The organism is Rhizobium bangladeshense, assembly GCF_017357245.1.
GTDB lineage: Bacteria > Pseudomonadota > Alphaproteobacteria > Rhizobiales > Rhizobiaceae > Rhizobium > Rhizobium bangladeshense.
The window spans coordinates 1041686-1064295 of the sequence record NZ_CP071612.1 but is presented as its reverse complement, the minus strand read 5'-3'; the positions used below and the strand labels follow the sequence as shown (position 1 = coordinate 1064295).

General features: G+C 60.7%; 17 protein-coding genes, 1 tRNA gene and 1 pseudogene. 8 read left to right on the top strand and 11 right to left on the bottom strand.

All coding sequences use genetic code 11. The features are described from left to right. Positions 1-884: 884 nt before the first annotated feature. From J2J98_RS05095 to J2J98_RS05085, 3 genes are all read right to left on the bottom strand, one after another. Complete coding sequence (locus tag J2J98_RS05095; protein WP_207602508.1) at positions 885-4280, bottom strand: acyl-[ACP]--phospholipid O-acyltransferase; 3396 nt, start codon at positions 4278-4280, stop codon at positions 885-887. A 92-nt stretch (positions 4281-4372) separates the two neighbouring features. Then, positions 4373-4654, bottom strand: coding sequence for a YiaA/YiaB family inner membrane protein (locus tag J2J98_RS05090; RefSeq protein WP_011424367.1), 282 nt, complete (start codon positions 4652-4654; stop codon positions 4373-4375). Positions 4655-4700: 46 nt separating this feature from the next. Beyond that, positions 4701-5387 carry a PspA/IM30 family protein gene (locus tag J2J98_RS05085; RefSeq protein ID WP_207602507.1) on the bottom strand — a complete coding sequence of 229 codons (687 nt, stop codon included), beginning with the start codon at positions 5385-5387 and terminating at the stop codon, positions 4701-4703. Between the two features lie 111 nt (positions 5388-5498). On the opposite strand from J2J98_RS05085, the gene J2J98_RS05080 reads away from it, so the two are divergent. From J2J98_RS05080 to J2J98_RS05060, 5 genes and pseudogenes are all read left to right on the top strand, one after another. Beyond that, positions 5499-6113, top strand: coding sequence for a TetR/AcrR family transcriptional regulator (locus J2J98_RS05080; RefSeq protein ID WP_097597583.1), 615 nt, complete (start codon positions 5499-5501; stop codon positions 6111-6113). Positions 6114-6641: 528 nt separating this feature from the next. Continuing rightward, positions 6642-7415 (top strand): SDR family NAD(P)-dependent oxidoreductase, encoded by a 774-nt coding sequence (locus J2J98_RS05075; protein ID WP_207602506.1) that lies wholly within the window; start codon positions 6642-6644, stop codon positions 7413-7415. A 183-nt stretch (positions 7416-7598) separates the two neighbouring features. Beyond that, complete coding sequence (locus J2J98_RS05070) at positions 7599-7982, top strand: type II toxin-antitoxin system RelE/ParE family toxin (RefSeq protein ID WP_246569394.1); 384 nt, start codon at positions 7599-7601, stop codon at positions 7980-7982. Then, positions 7969-8337 (top strand): helix-turn-helix domain-containing protein, encoded by a 369-nt coding sequence (locus J2J98_RS05065; RefSeq protein ID WP_207602505.1) that lies wholly within the window; start codon positions 7969-7971, stop codon positions 8335-8337. The genes J2J98_RS05070 and J2J98_RS05065 overlap by 14 nt, the downstream gene beginning before the upstream one ends. Positions 8338-8410: 73 nt before the next feature. Beyond that, positions 8411-9090 (top strand): annotated as a pseudogene (locus tag J2J98_RS05060) (SDR family oxidoreductase); the annotation flags it as partial. Positions 9091-9164: 74 nt separating this feature from the next. Here the strand turns inward: J2J98_RS05060 and J2J98_RS05055 are convergent. From J2J98_RS05055 to J2J98_RS05020, 8 genes are all read right to left on the bottom strand, one after another. Beyond that, positions 9165-9734 carry a hypothetical protein gene (locus tag J2J98_RS05055; RefSeq protein ID WP_207602504.1) on the bottom strand — a complete coding sequence of 190 codons (570 nt, stop codon included), beginning with the start codon at positions 9732-9734 and terminating at the stop codon, positions 9165-9167. A gap of 155 nt (positions 9735-9889) precedes the next feature. Continuing rightward, positions 9890-10408 carry a hypothetical protein gene (locus tag J2J98_RS05050; RefSeq protein ID WP_207602503.1) on the bottom strand — a complete coding sequence of 173 codons (519 nt, stop codon included), beginning with the start codon at positions 10406-10408 and terminating at the stop codon, positions 9890-9892. A 93-nt stretch (positions 10409-10501) separates the two neighbouring features. Then, entirely contained in the window at positions 10502-13696 is a 3195-nt protein-coding gene (locus J2J98_RS05045) for a type I restriction endonuclease subunit R (protein WP_207602502.1), read from the bottom strand. Between the two features lie 22 nt (positions 13697-13718). Further along, positions 13719-15803: a GmrSD restriction endonuclease domain-containing protein gene (locus J2J98_RS05040; protein ID WP_246569392.1), complete on the bottom strand. Its 2085-nt coding sequence runs from the start codon at positions 15801-15803 to the stop codon at positions 13719-13721. Between the two features lie 44 nt (positions 15804-15847). Further along, positions 15848-16270, bottom strand: a complete 423-nt coding sequence (locus tag J2J98_RS05035; RefSeq protein WP_207602500.1) for a hypothetical protein — start codon at positions 16268-16270, stop codon at positions 15848-15850. Then, positions 16267-17538, bottom strand: a complete 1272-nt coding sequence (locus J2J98_RS05030) for a restriction endonuclease subunit S (protein WP_207602499.1) — start codon at positions 17536-17538, stop codon at positions 16267-16269. Before J2J98_RS05030 ends, J2J98_RS05035 begins: the two co-directional genes overlap by 4 nt. After that, the gene (locus J2J98_RS05025) at positions 17535-19085 is read right to left on the bottom strand and encodes a class I SAM-dependent DNA methyltransferase (RefSeq protein WP_207603084.1); all 1551 of its coding nucleotides are present in this window, start codon (positions 19083-19085) and stop codon (positions 17535-17537) included. The genes J2J98_RS05030 and J2J98_RS05025 overlap by 4 nt, the downstream gene beginning before the upstream one ends. Positions 19086-19238: 153 nt before the next feature. Further along, positions 19239-19313 (bottom strand) — tRNA-Gln (locus J2J98_RS05020). Between the two features lie 165 nt (positions 19314-19478). Between J2J98_RS05020 and J2J98_RS05015 the strand changes: the two genes are divergently transcribed. The 3 genes from J2J98_RS05015 to J2J98_RS05005 are packed head-to-tail and all read left to right on the top strand — an operon-like array spanning position 19479 to position 22579. Then, positions 19479-20387: an MBL fold metallo-hydrolase gene (locus J2J98_RS05015; RefSeq protein WP_207602498.1), complete on the top strand. Its 909-nt coding sequence runs from the start codon at positions 19479-19481 to the stop codon at positions 20385-20387. Positions 20388-20411: 24 nt separating this feature from the next. Next, on the top strand, positions 20412-20861 hold the full coding sequence (locus tag J2J98_RS05010; protein ID WP_207603083.1) for a thiol-disulfide oxidoreductase DCC family protein: 450 nt from the start codon (positions 20412-20414) through the stop codon (positions 20859-20861). Continuing rightward, entirely contained in the window at positions 20858-22579 is a 1722-nt protein-coding gene (locus tag J2J98_RS05005; protein ID WP_207602497.1) for a saccharopine dehydrogenase family protein, read from the top strand. Before J2J98_RS05010 ends, J2J98_RS05005 begins: the two co-directional genes overlap by 4 nt. Positions 22580-22610 lie beyond the last annotated feature (31 nt).

Genomic DNA, 22610 nt, shown 5'->3' with positions numbered 1-22610 from the left:
CGATGAAGCCTCGGCAAAGGCGACATCCCACAAGCTGCGCCGGCTCTTAAGCTGCGCCAGCAGTGCATTTGGCGAGAACGCCAACCCCACACTCCGTCATCCCAGGGCTTGACCCTGGGAGCCACAGACAGGCGCGCGTCTTCAATTGTTTTCCCTCAGCGGCACAAATCAATTCCCGCAGAGCCAGCCGCATGGATCCCAGGGTCAAGCCCTGGGATGACGGAGGAGAGGTGGTGGCTGAACAGGCCGCCTCCGCAGGCGCGATTAAGCTTCTGACGGAGGAGAGGTGGTGCCTCGACACAAAGCCTCACCGGCGCGATGGAGCCACGAAAGCGGCGCCTCACCCTTCGCCGGCGGTGCTGCGCCAAAAGCTCGCCTCGGCTGCGGCAAAAGCGTCGCATAAGCTGCACCGGCGGCGCGCTGGGCGAGAACGCCAACCCCACACTCCGTCATCCCAGGGCTTGACCCTGGGATCCACAGCCACCCACGCGGCTTTACTAATTTCCCGCAGACGGCCTCCATCAATTCACGTAGTGCCAGCCGCATGGATCCCAGGGTCAAGCCCTGGGATGACGGAGGAGAGGTGGTGCCGGACGCACAAGCCGGCGCGGACGAGAGGTGGCGCTGGAATACATAAAGCCGCCAACGCGGAAGCGAGGTGGTGCCCGCATAAGCCGCCAACGCAGGGGAAAGGTGGTGCCGGGATGCATAAATCCGGCCAGCGCGGATGCGATGTGGTACCGCGGCGCATCGGCTCAACAGCGGTGAGGAAGGTTCGGCAGATGCAGCGCCACACAAGCCTCAGCGCCGCCCGCATGGATCCCAGGGTCGAGCCCTGGGATGACGGAGGAGAGCTGGCGCCCTCCCCCAACCCAACGCAAGCGCTACGCCGCCTCCTCCTTCTGCACCGCCCCCTCCGCCAGCTTGCGCGCCGCGACGAAATCGACCTTGCCGGAGCCCAGCACCGGCACCTTGCCGATGGTGACCTCGGCCGGGACCATCATGTCCATGGCGCCCTTCGATTTGGCGAAGGCGAGGAATTCGGGGCGGGTGGCGGTCGGCGCGTCGGTGAGCAGCACCAGGCGCTCGCCCTTCTTGGCGTCGGGGAGCGACGAGACGACCGAGAGTGCGCCCGGCCAGAGCTCGGCGGCAAGCGCCTCGATCGCCGCCAGCGACACCATTTCGCCGCCGATCTTGGCGAAGCGCTTGGCGCGGCCGCGGATCTTGACGAAGCCGTCCTCGTCGATGCTGACGATGTCGCCGGTGTCGTGCCAGCCATCGGCGAGCGGCTCGAGCACGCCGGGCTTTTCGGCACGGAGATAACCGGCCATGACATTGGCGCCGCGCACATGCAGCCGGCCGCCCTCGTCGATGCCGGGCACCGGCTCGAGCTTCCATTCCATGCCCGGCAGGATTTTGCCGACCGTGCCGGAGCGGTTGTACATCGGCGTGTTGATCGAGATGACAGGCGCGGTCTCGGTGACGCCGTAACCTTCGAGGATGCGCAGGCCGAATTTTTCCATATAGGTGTGGCGGGTCGAAGCCTTCACCGGCTCGGCGCCGGAGAAGATGTAGCGGATCGAGCGGAAATCGTAAGGATGCGCCGTCCTGGCATAACCGTTGAGGAAGGTGTCGGTGCCGAAGATGATCGTGGCATTGGAGACATAGATCAGCTCCGGCACGATGCGGTAATGCAGCGGCGAGGGATAGAAATAGACCGGCACGCCCGAGATCAGCGGCAGCACGGTGCCGGCCGTCAGCCCGAAGGAATGGAAGACGGGCAGGATGTTGAACACCTTGTCGCCGCTGTGGAAATCGATGCGGGCGGCGGCCTGGGCGGCGTTCGACAGGATGTTGCGGTGGGTCAGCACCACGCCCTTCGGCGTGCCTTCCGAGCCTGACGTAAAGAGGATGACGGCCGGATCGTCGGCCTGGCGCTTGACGAGCGGCCGGGCCTTGCGGAGCAGGCCGATGAGCTTGTCCTTGAATGAGATTTCGGCTCTCAGATCATCGAGCCAGACGACCGTCAGCTGCTTTTCCAGCTCCTCGATCACAGGACCGAGTTTGGCCTGGGCGACGAAGGCGCGCGAGGTCAGCACGTGTTTCACCTCAGCCGCCTTGCAGGCAGAGAGGATATTGGTGGCACCGGCGGTGAAGTTCAGCATCGCCGGAACCTTGCCCGCCGTCATGACGCCGAGAATGGTGGCGGCGGCGCCATTGGCATTCGGCAGCATGACGCCGAGGTTCTTCTCCGGGAAACGGGCGCGGAACTTGGCGCCGAGCACGGCGGCACCGGTCAGCAGCTTGCCATAGGTCAGCCGGCCGGTGACCGGATCTTCGACGGCGAGCTTGCCCATGCCGAATTCGCGGCCGGCCTGAACGACGCGGTCGAACACGGTGGACGAGGTATCGGCGGTGCGGAACAGCAGGTTCGACATCACCTGGTAGAGGGCGGCACCCGCCGCCGTGCGGCGCTTGCGGCCTTTCAGCTCCGGCTCCACCTCGAGCTTCACCGGCTCGAGAATGGTGACCTTGACCTTGGGAAACAGCCGGCGGCGGATCTTGCCGTTGTCGAGGTAGGAGAAATAGGTCTTCTCCAGCCCGTCGATCTTGACCGGCACCACCATCGAGCCGGTCTTGTCGGCGACCATGGCCGCACCGTCATAGACCTTCATCAGCGTGCCGGTCACCGTCAGCCGGCCTTCGGGGAAGATGCCGATCGGGCTGCCTTCCTGCGCCACCTTGATCAGCGAGCGCGTCGCCATCGGCTTTGTCGGGTCGAGCGGCAGGAATTTGCACATTTTCAGGAAGGGGCGCACCCACCAAGCCTGGGCGATCTTGTAATCGACGGCAAAGGTGGGCTCTTCCTCGGTGATGGCGAGCGCCAAGGCCCCATCGAGCAGGCTGACATGGTTCAGCGCAATGATCGGCGCCGGGCCGGCCTTCTTGATATTCTCCAGCCCCTCGACCTCGAGCCGCATGAAGGCGCGGAACAGGATCGAGATGAAATCGCGGAAGGCATTGGTCGGCAGCGTCTTCAGCATCAGCCAGGCGACAGCGAAATTGACGATGCCGAGGCCGATCAGGATCTGAGGAATGCTGGCGCCGAGCGCCTGGATGACGGCGACGAGACCGAGGCCGACGGTGATGAACAGCGCCGAAAGCACGTTGGCGGCGCCGATGACGCGGGCGCGGCGATCTTCATGCGCCCAGCTCTGCAGGCCGGCGAAAGTGGGAACGGCGATGAAGGCGCCCGAGATCGCCATGCCGGCGAGATCGATGGCGACGCGGATGGTATTTTCGCCGGCGAAAAAGGCGAGGATGGTCGTCGCGTGCGAGGTCGAAGCCAATCCCCAGAGGTTCCAGGCGAGATCGAGGCTGAAGAGGCCGAGCAGCGCGGTGCCGACCGGGGCCGGCAGCAGCACGATGCGGCCCGCCGACATCCAGGCGGCGATGCCGGAGCCGACGGCGACGGCGATCGCAAAAACGGTGAGATAGGCCGGCACGACGAGCTCGGAGCCACCCAGCAGCTCGGTCACCATGGTCGGCAGGATGGAGAGAATGAAGGCGCCGACCAGCCAGAACCAGCAGTTCATCAGCGCCGAACGCCACAGCCTCTTGTCCTCACGGATTTCCATGACCAGCGTGTAGCTGGAGCGGATGACATTGCGGTCGATCTGAAGATCCGGCGCCTTGGAGCCTGTCGGCGGGATCATCCGGGCCGAAAGCCAGCAGAGCAGCGACAGCCCCATCATCATCGAGCCGAACAGCAGCACATTGTCGCCGCTGGAAAAGGCAAGGGCTGCGATGATCGTGCCGCCGAGAATGGCGATGAAGGTGCCGCCCTCGATCCAGGCATTGGCCTTCGGCAGGTCGCGGCGTTCGAGATGATCGGGCAGGATGCCGTATTTGATCGGCCCGAACAGCGCCGAGACGACGCCGAAGCCGAAGAGCGCCACCATCAGCACTGAAATGGAGGAGAAGCCGAGGCCGACGACGGCAAGGGCGGCGATGCCGATCTCGCAACGTTTCAACAGCTCGGCGATTTTGGCCTTGTCGTGCTTGTCGGCGATCTCGCCGCCCAGCGCCGAAAGCAGCAGGAAGGGCACGATGAGGATGACGCCGGCCAGCGTCGCCAGTGCTGCCCCCTCGCTCGCCGACATCTTGAAGAGGATGAGGAATACCAAAGTATTCTTGAGGAAATTGTCGTTGAAGGCGGTCAGGAACTGCGTCCAGAACAGCGGCGCGAATTTCCGCGATGTCATCAGATTGGTTTGCACGGCGGGACCCTCTTTTGGTGGGCAGAGAAGGCCACAGAGTTGTTACGCAAAAGTTGAGCGCGATAACAACTCTGCGATGTGGTTAAGGAAGATCAATCTTCATCGCTACGATTGAATTTGACCAGCAGCTTTTCGGTGCGGGCATCCTCGACCTTGCGGATCAGCTTCTCGGATTCGGCATTGTCGCGCAGCGTCTTGGTGATATTCACCGTCGTCTGCACCAGCATCAATATGCCCATGGCGAGATAGCCCTTCCCCCAAAGATCGAGCGGCATCATGTAGAGGCCGAGCGCCAGCATGAAGGCGGCGGCGCCGAAGGAGATGTAGGAGAAGCTGACCCAGCTGGCGGAATGTTTCTGGAAACTGTCGTTCATTTCAGTGACCCTTTAATTTCTAGGGGTGGATGGTGGGATGACGATGTCAGGCGGCCGGCGTGATGCGGCTCTTTAACCGGGCGAGCACGTCATCGGCCGATGAGGTGAGCGGCGCGCCGCAGCCGGCATTGGCAAGCTTTTCGATGATGCCGGCCGGCCGCGTGGCGCTTTCCATCTCCTTCAGCGCCGCCGCCGTCAGCTCGTTCTGGCTCTGGCGAAGGCGAAGCCTGGCCAGCGTCTCGTCGGCTTCGTCGAGCGTCGCGAGGCCGGGGCCGGCGACTGCGACATCGAGCTTCTGCGCCTCTTGCGTGGCGCGGGCCAGCCGCTCACCGCGCTGCAGCGCCTGCAGCCGCGCCTCGGCATCCCTGACGATGCCCTTCAGCTTGGCGATCGATGTGGTGAACTGGCTCTGCGCCTGTTCCGACGCGTCGCGCTCGGCCTCGAGAAAGGCGATCGCCTCGGCCGCTTCCCGCGCCAGGCCTTCATTGCCCTTGGTGAGTGCCGCGGTGGCGCGGGTTTCGAGATCGGCGATGCGGGCGAGGATCGTCTGATGCTGCGCCTTCTCCTGCTCGTTCTGGGCGATGGCGACGGCGACGCTGCGCCGCGCCGTCTGGATCGATTGCGCCGCATCACGGATCTGCTGGGCCAGCAGCGGCACGGCGTTGCGATCGGCGAAAGCCTGCTCGGCATCATGCGCCCTGCCCCGCAGCAATGTGGAAATCAATTTGAACATTTCTGTCCTCCGGTTTATGAACGTTGTTCACGAGATGAGTTATGGCAGAATCATGAACGACGTTCAAGCTATTTTTTGAACGTCGTTCAGAAATTCGAAGGGAAATGGTTAATGGCCGGCAGACGAGAAGAAAAACGCGAGGACCTGAAGGCCCGGCTGATCGAGGCGGCGCGCGAGCGCATCGCCCGCGACGGCCTTGCCAACCTGCGCGCCCGCGACATCACCCAGGATGCCGGCTGCGCGCTGGGCGGCCTCTACACCGTCTTCACCGACCTCGCCGAGCTCGTCATCCATGTGAATTCCGCAACGCTGAAGGCGCTGGAGGCCCGGCTGACGCTTGACGAGGCCAGGGGCAAAAGCCCGACCGATCGCCTGCGCAACCTCGCCCAGGGCTACCTCGCCTTCGCGGTGGAACACCGCAATCTCTGGAAGGCGCTGTTCGACCACTTCCCCCCCGCCACCAGCCCGACGCCGCAATGGCACCTCGACGAACACCTCTTCCTGATGGACGTGATCGCCGAACCGCTCGCCGAACTGCAACCCGACATGCCGGCCGAAGACCGCGCCATTCGGGCGCGCACGTTGTTCGGCGCGGTGCATGGGGTGGTCAGCATCAGCCTCGAAGGCCGCTTCGTCGGCCTGCCGCTGGAGCGGCTGGCGCGCGAGGTGGACGAGCTGGTGCAGACGATTGCGGCGGGGGCGGAGCTGCGGCGGCAGGGGATGTGAGGTGGTCTGGGGTGGAGTGAGGTCGGAGGACGAGCGGACGTCGAAAGAGCCGTGTTTGGTAGAATGACGTAGAGAGGAAGCGGTATCATCTGATTACCCGCCTTGCGGTTCTAGCCTAAGCCCCACCCCACTCTCCGTCGTCCTCGGCCTTGAGCCGAGGATCCAAGCACGCCACCGATGATCTCGACGGGTATTTGCGACAACCCGCTGAAATCACCGCAAAAAACGCCCCTCATCCGCCTGCCGGCACCTTCTCCCCGTAAACGGGGCGAAGGGGATATGCCGCACCCTCTCCGTCCCTCCCCCACGTTCCGCAGGGCACGTCCCCTCTCCCCGTCAGAACGGGGAGAGGGCTAGGGTGAGGGGCAGAACCACAGGCAAAATCGCACCCACACGCTGGTGGAATTGCTCCACCATCTCGCCTCTTGCCGATCCTGTCCTCCCTACCTCCGTCGTCCTCGGGCTTGACCCAAGCACCCATACCCAAGCACTCTGCCCCCACCCCACGCCCCTGCGAAAGGAACCTCCATGAGCCGCATCTTCATCACCGGTTCCACCGATGGCCTCGGCCTCGCCGCCGCCCGCACCCTCATCCGCGAAGGCCACGAGGTCGTCCTCCACGCCCGCTCCCGCGAACGCGCCGCCGCCATCGCCGAGACCTCCGCCGCCGCCCTCGGCCTCGTCATCGGCGATCTCGCCAGTGCTGCGGAAACCCGCTCGATCGCCGAGCAGGTCAACGCCATCGGCCGCATGGACGCCGTCATCCACAATGCTGGCATCTACCTTGAGCGCAGCCGCGGTGACACCCCGGAAGGTCACGCCAAGACGCTGGCAGTCAACACCCTCGCCCCCTATCTCCTCACCGCCTGGATCACACGGCCTGACCGGCTGATCTATCTCACCAGCGGAATGCACCGCAGCGGCGGCAGCGCGCTTGACGATATCGACTGGAAGAAGCGGCCATGGAGCGCCAGCCAAGCCTATTCCGAAAGCAAGCTCTACATCGCCACGCTTTCCGCCGCCATCGCCCGCCACTGGCCGGATGTTCTCAGCAACGCCGTCGACCCCGGCTGGGTGCCGACCAAAATGGGCGGCGCCGGCGCGCCTGACGATCTGGAGATGGGGCATCTGACGCAGACGTGGCTTGCGACGAGCGAGGAGGAAGCTGCGAAAGTGAGCGGCGGGTATTGGTATCATCGCCAGCAGCGGGAGGCCTCGGCGGAGGTGCGTGATGTTGGGTTTCAGGAGGTGTTGGTGGAGAGGCTCGTGGGCGTGACTGGGGTTCGGCTCTTTCGAAATTGAGGGTAAGCCAGACGGCGCTCACGCTCCGCCCAGACATCATTCCCCTTAGCACTTGACGCAATATGCCAGATCTGGCATATTGCGTAGCGAGGAGGGTGATATGCTTTCGCCCTGCCGCCAGAGGTGAGGAGGGGACCATCATGATAGGCAGCAAATGCCGACTGGTAATTAAAGGGCGAAATCGTGAAGCAGATCATTTTTCTCGGGTCGAGTAATGATGAAATTCGTAATTTTCCAAGGGAGGTTAAAGAAGAGATAGGCTTTTCTCTATATCTCGCTCAGCGAGGCGACAAAGCCATCAACGCGGTCGCGCTCACCGGGTTCGGAAACGCGATGGTCCCCGAGATCATCGTTGACCACATGGGTGATACCTACCGCTCCGTGTACACGGTGCGCTTTAAGGAGGCGGTGTACGTGTTGCACGCATTCAAGAAGAAATCGAAAAATGGTCGATCAACACCAAAGCAGGAAATCGATCTCGTTAAGAGGCGGCTAAAACAAGCCCAGACCCACTACGAGGAAAACTTTGGAAAGAAGATTGAGAGGAAGAAAAATGTCGGCACGTGAGGACGATAGAGAGACGATCGTCCGTAGCTCTGGTAATGTGTTTCGTGACCTGGGCATTGAACTCACACCCGAGGATGAGATCAAAATTGAGATCGCTCGGGAGATCACGCGCGTCATTCAGATGCGTGAGTACACACAAAAGCAAGTCGCTGAACTGTTGTGTACCGATCAAGCCAAAGTTTCGAACATTGTACGAGGTCGGTTGTCTGGATTCTCTGCAGAAAGGCTGCTTCGATTTTTGCTTTCACTTGGCGTGAACGTCGACGTTCACCTGTCTGAAGTCAATATCGGTGCCGATAGCGCACCAAGCGAAGGTCGCGTCACATTCCATACGCCATTAGCCGCATGCGGCTAATGGCTCAAGCTCGTTTAATGCGGTGAGTGTGACGAAATCTCCTATCTGCGCTCCGTCACTTTGGCCGTCCTGCTCCCGCAAGCGCGCCGCGGCAATAGCAGGACCTCAGCCGCCGCGCTCGGCCTCGTCATCGGCGATCTCGCCAGCGCCGTCGAAACGCGCTCCATCGCCGACCAGTTCAACGCCATCGGCCGCATGGACGCCGTCATCCACAATGCCGGCATCTACCTCGAGCGCAGCCGCGGCGAAACACCCGAAGGTCACGCCAAGACGCTGGCGGTCAACACGCTCGCCCCCTATCTCCTCACCGCCTGGATCACGCGGCCCCACCGCCTGATCTATCTCACCAGCGGCATGCACCGCAGCGGCAGCAGCGCGCTCGACGACATCGACTGGAAGAAGCGGCCATGGAACGCCAGCCAGGCCTATTCCGAAAGCAAGCTCTACATCGCCACCCTTTCCGCCGCCAACGCCCGCCACTGGCCGGATGTTCTCAGCAATGCGGTGGATCCCGGCTGGGTGCCGACCAAAATGGGCGGCGCCGGTGCGCCGGATCTGGAGATGGGGCATCTGACGCAAACATGGCTTGCGACGAGCGAGGACGACGCTGCGAAGGTGAGCGGCGGGTATTGGTATCATCGCCAGCAGCGGGAGGCCTCGGCGGAGGTGCGTGATGTTGGGTTTCAGGAGGCGCTGGTGGAGAGGGTGGCGGGGCTGACCGGGGTGCGGCTCTTCGAAAGGTGCTCCACGTGAGGAACTGTTCACCTCCGACAACGTCTGCACCGCACGTTTTTGAGAAGGCTCCGCCAAGAGTCCCCTCTGCCCCGTCAGCACGTCTCAGCCTTGAAGTTATGAGACGACGATGCCGGGGACTTGGGCGCGGCACGTTCTGCCAGATTGACGACAGCGATGTTGTAGCCCGTCTTCCTGATGCTGGTTTGAGCCTGTCGTTCTATTCTTGTACCGACAACAAAATAGAAGTGTTCCCCTTCCATGAGCGAAAGCTTTGCGAGTGTTCTTTTCATGCGGCTGTGAAGCACGCCCTTCGCATGTGGCGACGTGGTCACTTCGGCTGATATCCGCACGCCGTCCAAGTCCGCGCCACGTAAGTCTGGCTCATCTTTCGTCCCACCAGCCCTGGGATTCCAGTACCAGACAAGGCCTCCCAGGTCTGGACGATGGACGTTGAGCCATTCCATTGCCCTGACGAGAGCGTATTCGTGCTGAATTTGGTTCAGCTCTTCGTAGATTTCCTTCCTGTAATCAGCAAGGACTGGCACCGCTTGGTCGATTGAATGCAAAGTCGTCGCCGAGAACCTCCTCGTTGCCTGGGCGAGTCGCTGCACATCCTCCCAAAGTTTTTGGCGGCAATGCTCCAGAGCGCCAACCATTTCCATTCGACAGCTCCCCGGTCGTGTCCGCGCTTTCGGTATCAAAAAAAGCTACGCCAACATACATCATCCGATTTAAGTACCCTCACAAGAGGATCCAGTTCAGATACGGTTCGATAATGCCCATGCTACGAAGCTTGCCAAGCACCGACCAGAGGCCATCAGCGCTCGTTGAAATGCGCGCGAAGGGCTTCCAAGCGGCGGCTCATTTCCTCTGAAGTTAGAGGAACATTCAGCACGGGGGCTTCCGCCGCTTTCGGAGGAGACCTCCGGCGCTCGCTTCTGCTCGGCATCGCCGATATGTCCACTCTCTTTGATTTGGCCGGGACAATGATGCGGGCAGCAGCACGCTCTGCCACACGAGTGTAAATCCGAGCGAGGAGAAAATAGACGAGGCGCGGGTTCCATTCTTTTCCCGCCCATGTACGAATTTGCTCCTTGTTCAGAAGGTGAGACACCTGCGCGGGCTTCTTAAAACCGGCTTTCGCATATCCAATGATTTTCTCCGTCAAGCTGGAGGCGAACTGATCGAACCGTTCTTCGGTCAGCCCAAAATGCGCCAAGTCTTCCTTTCGCAACACCGGCTTAGCATTTGCGTAATCAGGCGTGTTGTCGGGGAGCGAACGATCTCGCTTGGCTGCCCCTCGTTGCATTGATCTTACTTGAGCCTTGCTCCCCATCCAGTTTGCTCCCCACACACTGAAATTCATGAAAGTGCGTTTGAGGCTGCACGATAGTGGTGTTTTCGACAAGCTCTCACCATTGTCACTGCCTTAACTGGCGCCATTGCTCACGACTTCCCTTAGCAGCACCTCGGCTTGCGCCAGCACAGTTTGAACGGCCTCCTGCTCCAGATCGGGCGGGTAGCCGAATTTCTTGAGTATGCGCTTCACCAGGACCCGCATTTTCGCTCTCGCGCTCGCCTTGTGCTGCCAGTCTACCGTGACAGAGCCCCGCATTTGCTCCACCAACTCATGGGCGATCACGCGCAATTGCTCGCTGCCCATAACTTGCACCGCTGTTTCATTACCAGCGAGGGCGTCGTAAAACGCAATCTCTTCAGGGGAAAGTCCCAGTTCATCGCCTCGGGCAGCTGCCGCTTGCATCTCCTTTGCCAGGCCAATCAATTCTTGAATCATCTCGACGGTTGAAATCGCGTTCGCATGGTAGCGGGCAACAGCTTCCTCGAGGCGCCGCGAGAAAGTTTTGGCTTGCACTACGTTGGTCTTGGACCGGCTCTTGATTTCCCCGTTCAGAAGCTTCTTTAAGGCCTCAAGCGCCAGATTCTTCTTCTCCATCTTCTGGACGTCCATCAGGAACTGATCGGAGAGAACGGAGATATCCGGCGACTGCAACCCAGCCGCCTTTAGGATGTCGACGATCTCGGCATTGGCCACGGCCTGATTGAGAAGCTGTTCCACTGCGAGCGACTTTGCCTTGTCGGACATCTTGCCTGTGGCCGTGGTCTTCACCAGGGCAGCTCGAACAGCTTGGAAGAAGCCTACCTCGTCGCGGATTTCAGTCGCTTCATCGCTGGCAGAGGCCAGGGCATAGGCTTTGCTGAGTTCCAGAACAGCATCCTGATAGCGGCGATGCGCCTGCTTCTTCGCCTCCGGGCTTTCAACCTTCGCCGCTTCCGCCTGTTGCCATTTCAAGATCCAGTCGATTCCATCCGCCAGCGCCTTCAACCGCTCCACAGGTTTGCCCGTCACGCCTAGGCTGTAATCGTGCCCGTTAAATATTCCCCGTACGATCTCGTATTTCTCAAGCAAGAGGGCAATGGCTTCCTCTTCATCAATCCCTGTCTTTTCGCGGTCGGATTGCGAGTACTGGGCTAGAGCCTTCTTCAGGTTGGTGGCGATGCCAATATAGTCGACCACCAGACCGCCCGGCTTTTCCTTGAACACTCGGTTCACGCGGGCGATGGCTTGCATCAGCCCATGACCGCGCATCGGCTTATCAATATACATCGTGTGCATACAGGGAGCATCGAACCCCGTCAGCCACATGTCACGAACGATGACCAGTTTTAACGGATCATCGAGCTTACGTGCTCGCTTGGCGAGATCATCGCGACGCCTCTTGTTACCTATATGCGGCTGCCACTCGAGCGGGTCGGAAGCTGAGCCGGTCATGACGATCTTTACCGATCCCTTGTCGTCGTCGTCCGAATGCCAGTCGTGCCGGAGCGCAATGATCTCGTTGTAGAGATCGACGCAAATGCGGCGGCTCATGCAGACGGCCATGGCCTTGCCCGGTAGTCCTTCCATGCGCTTCTCCAGATGCTCCACCAGATCGGCAGCAACCTGAGCCAACCGCCTCTTGGAGCCGACCAGCCGCTCAACCGTAGTCCACTCAGCCTTCTGCTTTTCCTGCTCCGTCAGTGTCTCGTCCTCGAGCATGGCGTCGATCTGCTCATCGATCGTCGACTTATCGTCCTCGTTCAACTCGATCTTGGCCAAACGGCTTTCGTAATAGATCGGCACTGTAGCGCCGTCTTCCACCGCCCTGCTGATGTCGTAGATATCGATGTATTGCCCGAAGATCGCCGGGGTGTTGACGTCCGCTGCTTCAATCGGCGTCCCCGTTAAGCCGATGAAGGAGGCGTTCGGCAGTGCCTGACGGATGTAATGGGCGTAGCCATAGCGGCGCTCGCCGGTTTCCCGGTTCAGCTTGGCGTCGAAACCATACTGGCTACGGTGCGCTTCATCGGCCATGACGATGACGTTGCGGCGCTCGGTCAGCACCGGAAACACCTCTTCACCCTTTTCCGGCGTGAACTTCTGCACGGTCGTGAAAATCACGCCACCGGAAGCGCGGTTCAAAAGCTGGCGCAGATCCTCGCGGCTGTCTGCTTGCTCTGGGTTCTGACGGATCAGATCCTTGCACAGGCTAAACGTGCCGAAGAGCTGGTCGTCCAGATCGTTGCGGTCGGTCAGTACGATCAGCGTTGGGTTTTCCAGCTCGCGGGAGCGCACGATCAGGCCGCCAAGGAAGGCCATCAGCAAGCTCTTACCGGAGCCTTGCGTGTGCCAGATTACGCCGATCTTGCGGTCTCCCTCGGGCGTTGCCGCCTCGATGGCGCTAGTGATGGCTTTGCGGGCTCCATGGAACTGATGGTAACCGGCAATGATTTTGAACGGCCCTTCGCCGCGATCTCCAAAGACCGTGAAGTCGCGGATCAGGGCGAGGAAGCGCTCCTTGTCAAAAACGCCCCGCAATAGCGTGTCCATCTCATAGGGGCCATGGGGTGTGAAATCGCTCTCGGCCCCGGTAACGGACCGCCAAGGCATGAAGCGCTCTTCATCTGCCGTCAGCGAGCCGATCCGCGCCAGCATTCCGTCAGAGGCCACCATCACCGCATTAGTGCGAAATAACGAGGGGATCTGCTCCTTGTAGGTCTGAAGCTGATTGTAGGCATCGTTGATAGTGGCGTTTTCGCTCGCCGCGTTCTTCAGCTCGATGATACCAAGCGGCAGCCCGTTGACGAAAACCATGACATCGGGCCGCCTTGTGTATTTGCCCTCTGCCACGGTCAACTGACTGGTCACCCAGAAGTCATTGTTCTCCGGCTGCTCAAAGTCGATGAGCCACAGCTTGTCGGCCTTCACCTCTCCATCGCCAATGCCAAACTCCACATCGACACCCTCGGTGATCAGGCGATGGATGCGGCGGTTTTCTTCGACCAGAGACGGTGTTTCGCTCAGAGAAAGCTGGCGAATGGACTGTTCGCGGGCATCTGCCGGAATGTTCGGGTTCAGGCGCTGAACGGCAGCGGCCAGCACATCCGAAAGCAGCACATCCCCATACGCCAGACGGGCTGGAGCGGAGCCATCCGGCGAGATGACCTGCGAGGGCTGATAGAGGTAGCCAAGCTCTTGAAACGTCGCGAGAACGACCTCTTCGACGAGACCTTCGGAGAAGCCGGAAGGTGAGGTCGAAGTTTGCCGATAGAGAATATCTTCCATAAGGCCCCTCCCGCCGCCTATCTCAGACGAAGCGCTCCTTGATGTAGGTGATGGCTTGGTCGCCTGTCATTTCGCGCGAAGAATTGCCATTCCGGACGTAAAACCGGTCCTGGGCAGCCCCACCCTTGTCCGCCAGCTTGATGTAGATTGGCTTGTTGGCCGGCAAGATTTCAACCCGGCAGATTTCCTTCTCACCAACTTCGGGAAAAGCAAGCTTGAGCTTGGTCGCAGCAAAGGCCTCGCCGAACGTATTGATGATCAGAGTCTTGAGATGAAGTTCGAACTTGTCCCGATTTCCGCCGTTGAGAGACTTGTAATCATTATCCAAGCCCATGATCTCGCCATTGTCGGCGATCCCGATCAGAAGCGTACCTCCCTGCGCATTCGCGAAGGCAGCGATCGTTTTCATGATCACCCCCTCCAGCTCCTTGTTTACGTTGCCCAACTTGATGTCCCAGCGAAGGGACTGCTTGAACTCGACCTCTTCGTTCTCCCCCTCGGCAATCATGTCTTCGAGCGAGACTTTTTCCGCAACTGCATGAGTCTCGGCAAGTCCTTGCAGCCAAGCATTCAGGCCGTCAGCAAGCATTTTGCGGCGAGTCTTGAGGAAGAGCTCGTAGTTCTCAATCTGCCAAAGCTCGCGATCATCCGGTATGAGCTGCAAGGCGAGCGCGTTTGGCTGGTTCTCTGCGACGCCAGTCAGATAGGCTTCAGTTTCCTTTGCACCCTTAGATCGGTTTGCGGTCTGGGTAAGAATGGCGCGGTTCGTCAGCTCCTGCGCCAATTGATAGCGAAGTCTGTTCTCTTGACCATATCCGGCTGCCCTCAGATTGGCGAAGGCGAAGATGTGGTCGTATTCCAGCCTGTATTTCTCGCCCATCGGCTGGTGGATCGAAACGCCTGTTGTCAGGCACTTTGCACCACGGCTTTTCAGGTGCCAACGCAGGAGTCCAAACAATGGGTGCTGAACGGCACTGCCAATAAATTCGTCTGGAGAGATGGCGATGTTGCCGCCGCGGTCCTCCCGGATGACGTCCAGCAGTCGATCGAATGGGGTCTCATTGCTCGCAACGATCTTGAGATCGTGGTCAAGCTTCTGCGGAAGCTGGCTGACGTAGCGCCGGCGCACCTGCGAATAATAAAACCACTTCACCACCTTCTGGATGTCGTTGTGGCTCAGATTGCAGTTCATCCGGTGGCAATAGGCGACGATTGGGATGAGCGCATAAATCGAGTTGATTTCATCGGTATGGTCAACGAAGGCATGGCCGCGCAGCAGGTTCGCCACATAGTCCAGAACCTGCCCGTCGAGGTCTTTCCATACCTTCCGAATCTGATCGTTGTTGTCGGCTGAATGCAATTTACGCATATCGGAACCGCCCTGATGCAGAATGGCTAGCAGCGCATAGACGATGAAATCGAGCTTGAAGATGAAGCCATTCTTCTTCAGCGCGTCGAGTTTCTTCTTGAAGGCTTCACGGGCCTGCGGCCAGTATCCGGAGATCTGAGCCAATGCCAGTTCGGCGTCCGTCAGCGCCACGCCGCCTGCGTTGACAATGTAAAAGATGTCGATCGCTTCGCGCAATGAAGCCTTGATCGGTATGTTCTGTTCGGGAAATTCCCGGTCAAGAATGCCCTGCACGGCAGAAAACGTATCATCGATATTGTCTTCTTCCTGGCGTGATACTTGGCGCCCAGCCTGTTCCAGCTCTCGGACGACGTCGCGTGCCCGCTTTGTCCGGCTGAAAATGTCCGTGACATTCAACCAGCGTGGATCGGCCTCCATCCGCCTCTGATAGTATTCGATCTCTCGCGTCTCGACATTGATGTGCAGGCCGCGCGTGTCCTCGGTGATCTCTTCGAGCGTATAGTAGGGCGGTAACTCACCGCGGATCAGCATGTAAAGCGTCGTCACCCGCTGCTGACCGTCGAGCAGGATCTTGATCGCGCCTTGGAGTGGATCATAGATGTGGCCACCCTTCAGTTCGGGCGGTAGGTTGGTGTCCCAAGTAAGGATGGTGCCCGTCGGATAGCCCTTGATCATCGAGTCGATCAGTAGCTTGGCGTCCTTCTTCTTCCAGACATATTCGCGCTGGAAGGCCGGCACAAAGAGCTGCCGTTCGTCGATCTTCTCCAGAATGCTGCTGATTCTCATGAGGATGCTCTGCCTGATTTCAGGTTTTCAGGATATTCGGAAAGATTTTTGAGGGCTTTGATGATCGCCCGGACGTCGGCCAGCGTCTTCGGCACGAATTTGGCCAGGTCGGCATAGGCCAGTTGCGGCATGTGCTCCAGGGCACTGTGACGTCCGTACTGACCGGGCTCCCGGTTCAGGCGGTCTGCACGGTCGATCTCGCAGTCAACGCCCTCCACATGGTCGGTGACCTTGGCGAGACACCAGATGTTCGGCGGCGTCTTTGTACCCTTTTCGTACATTACCTCAAATGGTACGCCGCCTGTGACGTGGATGACGTATCTACTGGCATAGACGCCTTGATGCTTTGCACGGTGCTCCCGTCCCACCTGATCCAACAGCTTTTCCACTTGCTTCTTAAACTGCATGTCCTGGGTCACTGCGCCGCCTCCATCAGGCCTTCCGCCTCGGATAGACGGATTTCGCCGGACATCAGCTTGGGGAGGAGAAGGTCGCGGGTGGCTGCAAGGGTCCGGTTTTCCTCTTTGGATGACTCCATTTTTGCAAACATGGGAGCTGCGAAGCCGGAAAAGCCTGACGCCACATCGCTAGGAACCAACGGCAGTGTGGTCGCGATAACAACCTCGGGCTTGACAGCGGGATACGCTCCGCCGTCGGCAAGCTTTTCCAACCTCTGAATGTTCTCAGGCGACGTCGCAGCACAGTTCACAAGCTCATTGAAAACAGGTTGCTTCGGGCGAAGAACGGCGAAGCCGGTACTTGCAGTTAAACCGCTGCGCCCCACAAAAGCGTAGGAACCATTGCCCGGTCTGACTGTGCCGACAATCGTATCCCCAGATCGGACGATGCGCCGCGCTCGGCTTGGGGCGTCTTCCCAACTGTACACGGAGGTGCTTTCGATCGTTCCCCACTTGGTATTTGCAAGGTCAACATACTCGACCTGATCTGGAGCTGTTTTCGGGCTCCAACTTTCGGGATTCAGAGAAGCGTAACTTTGAAGGGTGGTCTCGTTCCACCCCTCCGGCAGTTCATCATCCCCAAGCGCAGTTGGGAATAGATCGGCAAGGGCTTGTGCCCGCTCAGTGTCCTGCACGAGGCCGCCCATAATGGTGAGCGGATCGGTTGCGCCTTCAAGCTTGCGGCGGGTGGGGCCGAAATCCACGAACCAGTCGCGGAAGATCGCTTGCGCCATCGCCTCCAGCGTCTCGTTCATTCGCCGATTCAGTTCGATCTTGTCGTCCAAAGAGCCGAGTAGTCGAACAATCTGCATTTGCTCTTCTAACGAGGGGCAAGGAACCATCACACGGTTGAGGCTGCTCTGCGAAAGCTTCGGGATGGTCGAACCAGTCACGTATCCCGAGATGTCTGCCAGGTTGATGGCGTAGTACAAAAAACGTGTGTCGGCCTGCTTATTGCCTTGTAGGATGTGGGCATGATTATTTACCCAAAATTTACCCTTTGCCAGCAGTGCGATAGGTTCTTTTCGGGAGCGCAAGTTCTCGCCATCTTCGGCCACCAACATGTATTCGCCATCAAAGATGTAATCGTGAACGTGGTCTGCAATGCCTTGAGCGCCATAATACGGGAACGGACCAGGCTTGCGGTCAGCCGATTTTACTGGACGACGCTTGGCGTCGAAGTTCACTGTCACTTCCGCTAATGCCCGATGGGGGAATGATGCGGTCATGGGATTTGCCCCAACACAAGGCGGATTATTGCATTTAGCCGCTCGCCATCTTGGAACTGTATGTCCAATGTTTCTCGTAACCCCTCAAGCTTCTCCGCAAACGAAACCCCATCATCCTCCGCATCCGCAGCAGCCACATAGCGGCCCGGCGTCAGTACGTGGCCGTGGCTCCGCACCTCTTCCAGGCTGGCGGATTTGCAGAAACCCGGCTCGTCCACATAGTCCGCCCAGCCATGTTTCGCCCGCATTTCCGGCTTCGAGCGCCACCGATGATAGACGCCAGCGATCTTCTCGACATCCTCTGCCGTGAACTCGCGGCGTACACGGTCCACCATGAAGCCCCTCTTGCGGGCGTCGATGAAGAGGATTTCGCCGCGCCGGTCGCGGTGGCCATTGGCGCTCTTGTCGCGGGCCAAGATCCAGAGACAGGCGGGGATCTGGGTGGAATAAAAGAGCTGGCCCGGCAGGGCCACCATGCAATCCACCTGATCCGCTTCGATCATCGCCTTGCGGATCTCACCTTCACCAGATTGTTGCGAGGACATAGAGCCATTGGCCAGCACCACGCCAGCCGTTCCGCGCGGGGCAAGGTGATGGATGATGTGCTGCAGCCAGCCAAAGTTGGCATTGCCATTTGGCGGCTTGCCAAACTTCCAGCGGGCATCATCCGCCAGCCGCTCGCCGCCCCAATCTGAAATATTGAAGGGCGGGTTTGCGAGGATGAAATCGGCCTTCAGGTCCGGCAACTCATCGCGATGAAAGCTGCCCTCGTTGTTCCAGCGGATATCGGCATCGATGCCCTGCACGGCGAGGTTCATCTTGGCCAAGCGCCAGGTGGTGTGGTTGATCTCCTGTCCATAGACGGCAATGTCATTGCGCCGCCCGCCATGCCCCTCGATGAACTTTTCCGACTGTACGAACATGCCGCCTGAGCCGCAGCAGGGATCATAGACGCGACCCTTGTACGGCTCCAGCATCTCAACAAGGGTGCGCACCACGGACCGCGGTGTGAAGAACTCGCCACCGCGCTTGCCTTCGGAGCTGGCGAAACCGGAGAGGAAATACTCGTAGACTCGGCCCAGCAAATCCTTCGCCGTGTCGGAGGAATCGTGCAGCCCGATGTTGGAGAATAGGTCGATCAGTTCCCCCAACATGGTTTTGTTCAGCGTTGGGCGAGCGTAGTTCTTCGGCAGAACACCCTTCAGCCCCTCGTTCGACGGGAAGCGCTCGATAGCCTCCATCGCCTCATCGATCAGCTTGCCGATCTCGGGTCGCTTAGCACTGGCCTGAAGATGGCTCCAGCGGGCCTCTCTCGGGACCCAGAAGACATTCTCCGCAAGATATTCCTCCGGGTCTTCCGCATTGGCATATTCGTCTGCCTCAAGCTTGGCATGAAGACCATCAAAGGCATCGGAGATGTATTTCAAGAAGATGAGGCCGAGCGCCACATGTTTGTATTCCGAGGGCTCCAAATTGCCCCTAAGCTTATCTGCAGCCCTAAAAAGCTCGGCCGTGAAGCCGAGGTCACCATTATTCTCTTTTGCCACTCGTGCGCTCCCAGTAACTGGGCCGACGATAGCAGGGAAGCGTGCTGTGTAAAGGACGAAAGGCAAGTCTTAGTTGTCGACGGGCGATGTACGAACCTGGTGTATCGTCACCGCAACATATCGCCTTAAGGATTGTTTATTAGACTTAAAAATTGGCTGGGGCGCCTGGATTCGAACCAGGGGATGGCGGTACCAAAAACCGCTGCCTTACCGCTTGGCTACGCCCCACCAGAGCTTGAGCGGCGAACCGCGCTCACAAATCGACGCCTGATTAGCAAAGCTCTTTGCCTGTCACAATGACTAAGTTTAAGCCTCGTGCAGATTTATGCGCGCGAAGCGGCGGGCGGCGTGCTAGCATAAGGCGATATTATCAACCTGAGATCATCGTCCCGCATGGAAAGTCCCGCATTCGACCTTGCTTTCGAGCCGGCCTATGGGCGCGCCGTGCCAGTTGCTCCTGATATCTTGCGCATCACGGCGGAAAATCCCGGGCCGTTCACCTTTTTCGGCACCAACAGCTATCTCGTCGGCTCTTCCTCGCTTGGCGTCATCGATCCCGGGCCGGAGGACGAGGCGCATTATCAGGCGCTGATGGCGGCGATCGGCGGGCGGGAGGTGACGCATATCTTCGTCAGTCACACCCATCGCGATCACTCGCCGCTCGCCCGCCGGCTGCAGGCGGAAACGGGGGCGGTGACGGTGGGGCAAGGGCCGCACCGACCGGCGCGGCGGCTGCGGGAGGGCGAGATCAATCCCTTTGCCGAGAGCTCGGATATGGAGTTCGTGCCGGATATCGCGCTCGGCGACGGCGAGACGATTTCGGGCGATGGCTGGTCGCTGACAGCGGTGCTGACGCCGGGGCATACGGCCAATCATGCCGCCTTCGCGCTCGAGGGCCGCGAGATCCTGTTCTCCGGCGATCATGTCATGGCCTGGTCGACCTCGATCGTCGCGCCGCCGGATGGGGCGATGGCGGATTACATGGCTTCGCTCGACAGGCTGATTACGCGCGAGGATGCCCTGCTCTTTCCCGGCCATGGCGGGCCGGTGACGGAGCCCCGCCGTTTCCTGCCGGCGCTGAAGGCGCATCGGCTGGGGCGCGAGCAGGCGGTGCTGGCGCGGGTCGCGGCCGGCGATCGAGAGATATCGGAGATGGTGAAGGCGATCTATCGCGATACCGATCCGAAGCTGCATGGGGCGGCGGCGCTTTCCGTGCTCGCCCATATCGAGCATCTCATCGAGCGCGGCGAGATCGCGGCGGATGGGCCGCCTTCGCTTGCCGCGCGCTACCGGCCGGCGTAAAGGAGAGGCGGAGGGGAGATGAGCATGGGCCGCGCCGATTACAGCTATCGCAACGATCCCGCCGTTCCCGCCTTTGCCGATGACCGGCCGCTGATCGTCTTCGATGGCGAATGCGTCTTCTGCTCCGGCTGGGTGAAATTCGCGCTGAAACACGACAGGCGGCAGCGCTACCGGTTTGCCGCGGCGCAGTCGCCGCTCGGGCAAGCGCTCTACCGCCATTACGGGCTCGATTGCCGCGATTACGAAACCAATATCCTCATCGAAGGCGGCCGCGCCTTCTTCAAGTCGGATGGCTCGATCCGCATGGTGGCGGGGCTCGGTTTTCCCTATTCGCTGGTGAAGCTGTTCCGGCTCCTGCCGCGGCGCGCAGCCGACGCGCTTTATGAATTCATCGCCCGCAACCGGCTGAAGATCGCCGGCCGCCAGAGCTGCATGGTGCCGACGCCGGAGCAGCGCGGCCGCTTCATCACATGAGCGGCGGCACCTTTTCCCTGCTGATCATCGGCGGCTACGGCAGCTTCGGCGGCCGGCTCGCCCAGCTGCTCGGCGAGGAACCCAGGCTCCGGTTGCTGATTGCCGGGCGCTCGCTCGAAAAGGCCGATGATTTCGTCTTCGATATGCGATCGCCGAAAGGGGGCGCCGGGCGGCTGGGCAGCAACGATCTCGGGGCGTGGCTGCAGGCGGTCGCCTTCGATCGCGATGGTGATCTCCAGGAGCAGCTGACGCGGCTGAGGCCCGATCTCGTCGTCGATGCCTCCGGGCCGTTCCAGAGCTTCACCGGCGATGGCTACAAGCTGGTGCGGGCCTGCATCGACCTCGGCATCGATTATGCCGATCTCGCCGACAGCACCGGCTTTGTCGCCGGCGTCAGCGGGCTCGATGCTGAGGCCAAGGCCAAGGGCATCTTTGTGCTGTCGGGGCTGAGCAGCCTGCCGGCGCTCTCCTTCGCGGCGCTGCAGGCGATGGCGCCGCATTTCTCCCGCATCGAAAGCGTGGCGGCCGGCATTGCCCCGTCGGCGCATGTGAAGATCGGCCTCAATGTCGTCAGGGCGATCGCAAGTTATGCCGGCAAGCCGGTGGCGGTGCTGCGCGAGGGGCAGCCGGCCGAGGGACGCGGGCTGATCGATGAGATGCGGGTGGCGATCGCGCCGCCCGGTGCGGCGCCGCTCGCCAGCCGGACGTTCCTGCTGGTCGATGCACCGGATCTGGCGCTGCTGCCGCAGCACATTGCCGGGCTGCAATCCACCTTTACCGGCGTCGGCACCGAGCCGCAGGCGCTGCAGCGGCTGCTGAGCCTTGCCGCCCGGCTGGTGAAGCTGCGGCTGCTGCCCTCGCTCATTCCGTTCGCGCGGCTGGTGCAGGCCGCCAGCCACCGCTTCGCCCTTGGCGCCCATCGCGGCGGCATGTTCGTGCGCCTGGGCGGCCTCGATCATGAGGGGCGGCGGCTGACGGCCGACTGGTCGCTGATTGCCGAAGGTGATGACGGGCCGTTCATTCCGGTTCTCGGCGTCGAGGTGCTGGTGCGCCGGCTGCTCAAAGGCCAGCGGCCGGAAAGCGGCGCACGGCCGGCGGCGGGGGAATTGCCGCTTGCGGATTTCGAGGAGGCCTTCAGCCGGTTCTCGATCACATCAGGCATCCGGCTGGATTACCAGGAAGAGGCGCAGCCGCTGTACCGGCGCATCCTCGGCGACGCCTGGGAGAAGCTGCCGCCGGCGCTGGCGGCGATCCATGGCGGCGGCACCCGGCTTGCCTCCGGCCGGGCGCGCATCGAGCGCGGCCGCGGGCTCTTCGCCCGGCTCGTCGCCGGCATCATCGGCTTTCCCGCCGCCGGCGAGGATGTGCCGGTCGCGGTGCGCTTTGTCGCGGATGGCGAGAAGGAGATCTGGACGCGGTCTTTCGGGGGCAAGACATTCCGCAGCTGGCAGGCGGCGGGCACCGGCGGCGAGCGCCACCTGATCGCCGAGGTGTTCGGGCCGTTCCGGGTGCTTTTGGCGCTGGTGCCGGAGGGGCAGAAGCTCAGGCTCATCGTGCGCGGCTGGCGTTTGTGCGGCATTCCGCTGCCGCTGTTTCTGGCGCCCGGCGGCGAAACTTACGAGGAGGAGCGCGACGGGCGCTTCCATTTCCATGTCGAGATAGGCGGGCGGCTGACGGGGCTGGTGGTGCGGTATTCGGGGTGGCTGGTGCTGGAGTGAGAGGCCCCTCGCCCGGCATCAACGGCCGGCG

Excerpts from the sequence above, each read along its gene's own strand:
- J2J98_RS05090 (WP_011424367.1), bottom strand. The coding sequence starts at position 4,654 with ATGAACGACAGTTTCCAGAAACATTCCGCCAGCTGGGTCAGCTTCTCC.
- J2J98_RS05085 (WP_207602507.1), bottom strand. The coding sequence starts at position 5,387 with ATGTTCAAATTGATTTCCACATTGCTGCGGGGCAGGGCGCATGATGCC.
- J2J98_RS05080 (WP_097597583.1), top strand. The coding sequence starts at position 5,499 with ATGGCCGGCAGACGAGAAGAAAAACGCGAGGACCTGAAGGCCCGGCTG.
- J2J98_RS05075 (WP_207602506.1), top strand. The coding sequence starts at position 6,642 with ATGAGCCGCATCTTCATCACCGGTTCCACCGATGGCCTCGGCCTCGCC.
- J2J98_RS05065 (WP_207602505.1), top strand. The coding sequence starts at position 7,969 with ATGTCGGCACGTGAGGACGATAGAGAGACGATCGTCCGTAGCTCTGGT.
- J2J98_RS05055 (WP_207602504.1), bottom strand. The coding sequence starts at position 9,734 with ATGGAAATGGTTGGCGCTCTGGAGCATTGCCGCCAAAAACTTTGGGAG.
- J2J98_RS05050 (WP_207602503.1), bottom strand. The coding sequence starts at position 10,408 with ATGGGGAGCAAGGCTCAAGTAAGATCAATGCAACGAGGGGCAGCCAAG.
- J2J98_RS05045 (WP_207602502.1), bottom strand. The coding sequence starts at position 13,696 with ATGGAAGATATTCTCTATCGGCAAACTTCGACCTCACCTTCCGGCTTC.
- J2J98_RS05030 (WP_207602499.1), bottom strand. The coding sequence starts at position 17,538 with ATGACCGCATCATTCCCCCATCGGGCATTAGCGGAAGTGACAGTGAAC.
- J2J98_RS05015 (WP_207602498.1), top strand. The coding sequence starts at position 19,479 with ATGGAAAGTCCCGCATTCGACCTTGCTTTCGAGCCGGCCTATGGGCGC.
- J2J98_RS05010 (WP_207603083.1), top strand. The coding sequence starts at position 20,412 with ATGGGCCGCGCCGATTACAGCTATCGCAACGATCCCGCCGTTCCCGCC.
- J2J98_RS05005 (WP_207602497.1), top strand. The coding sequence starts at position 20,858 with ATGAGCGGCGGCACCTTTTCCCTGCTGATCATCGGCGGCTACGGCAGC.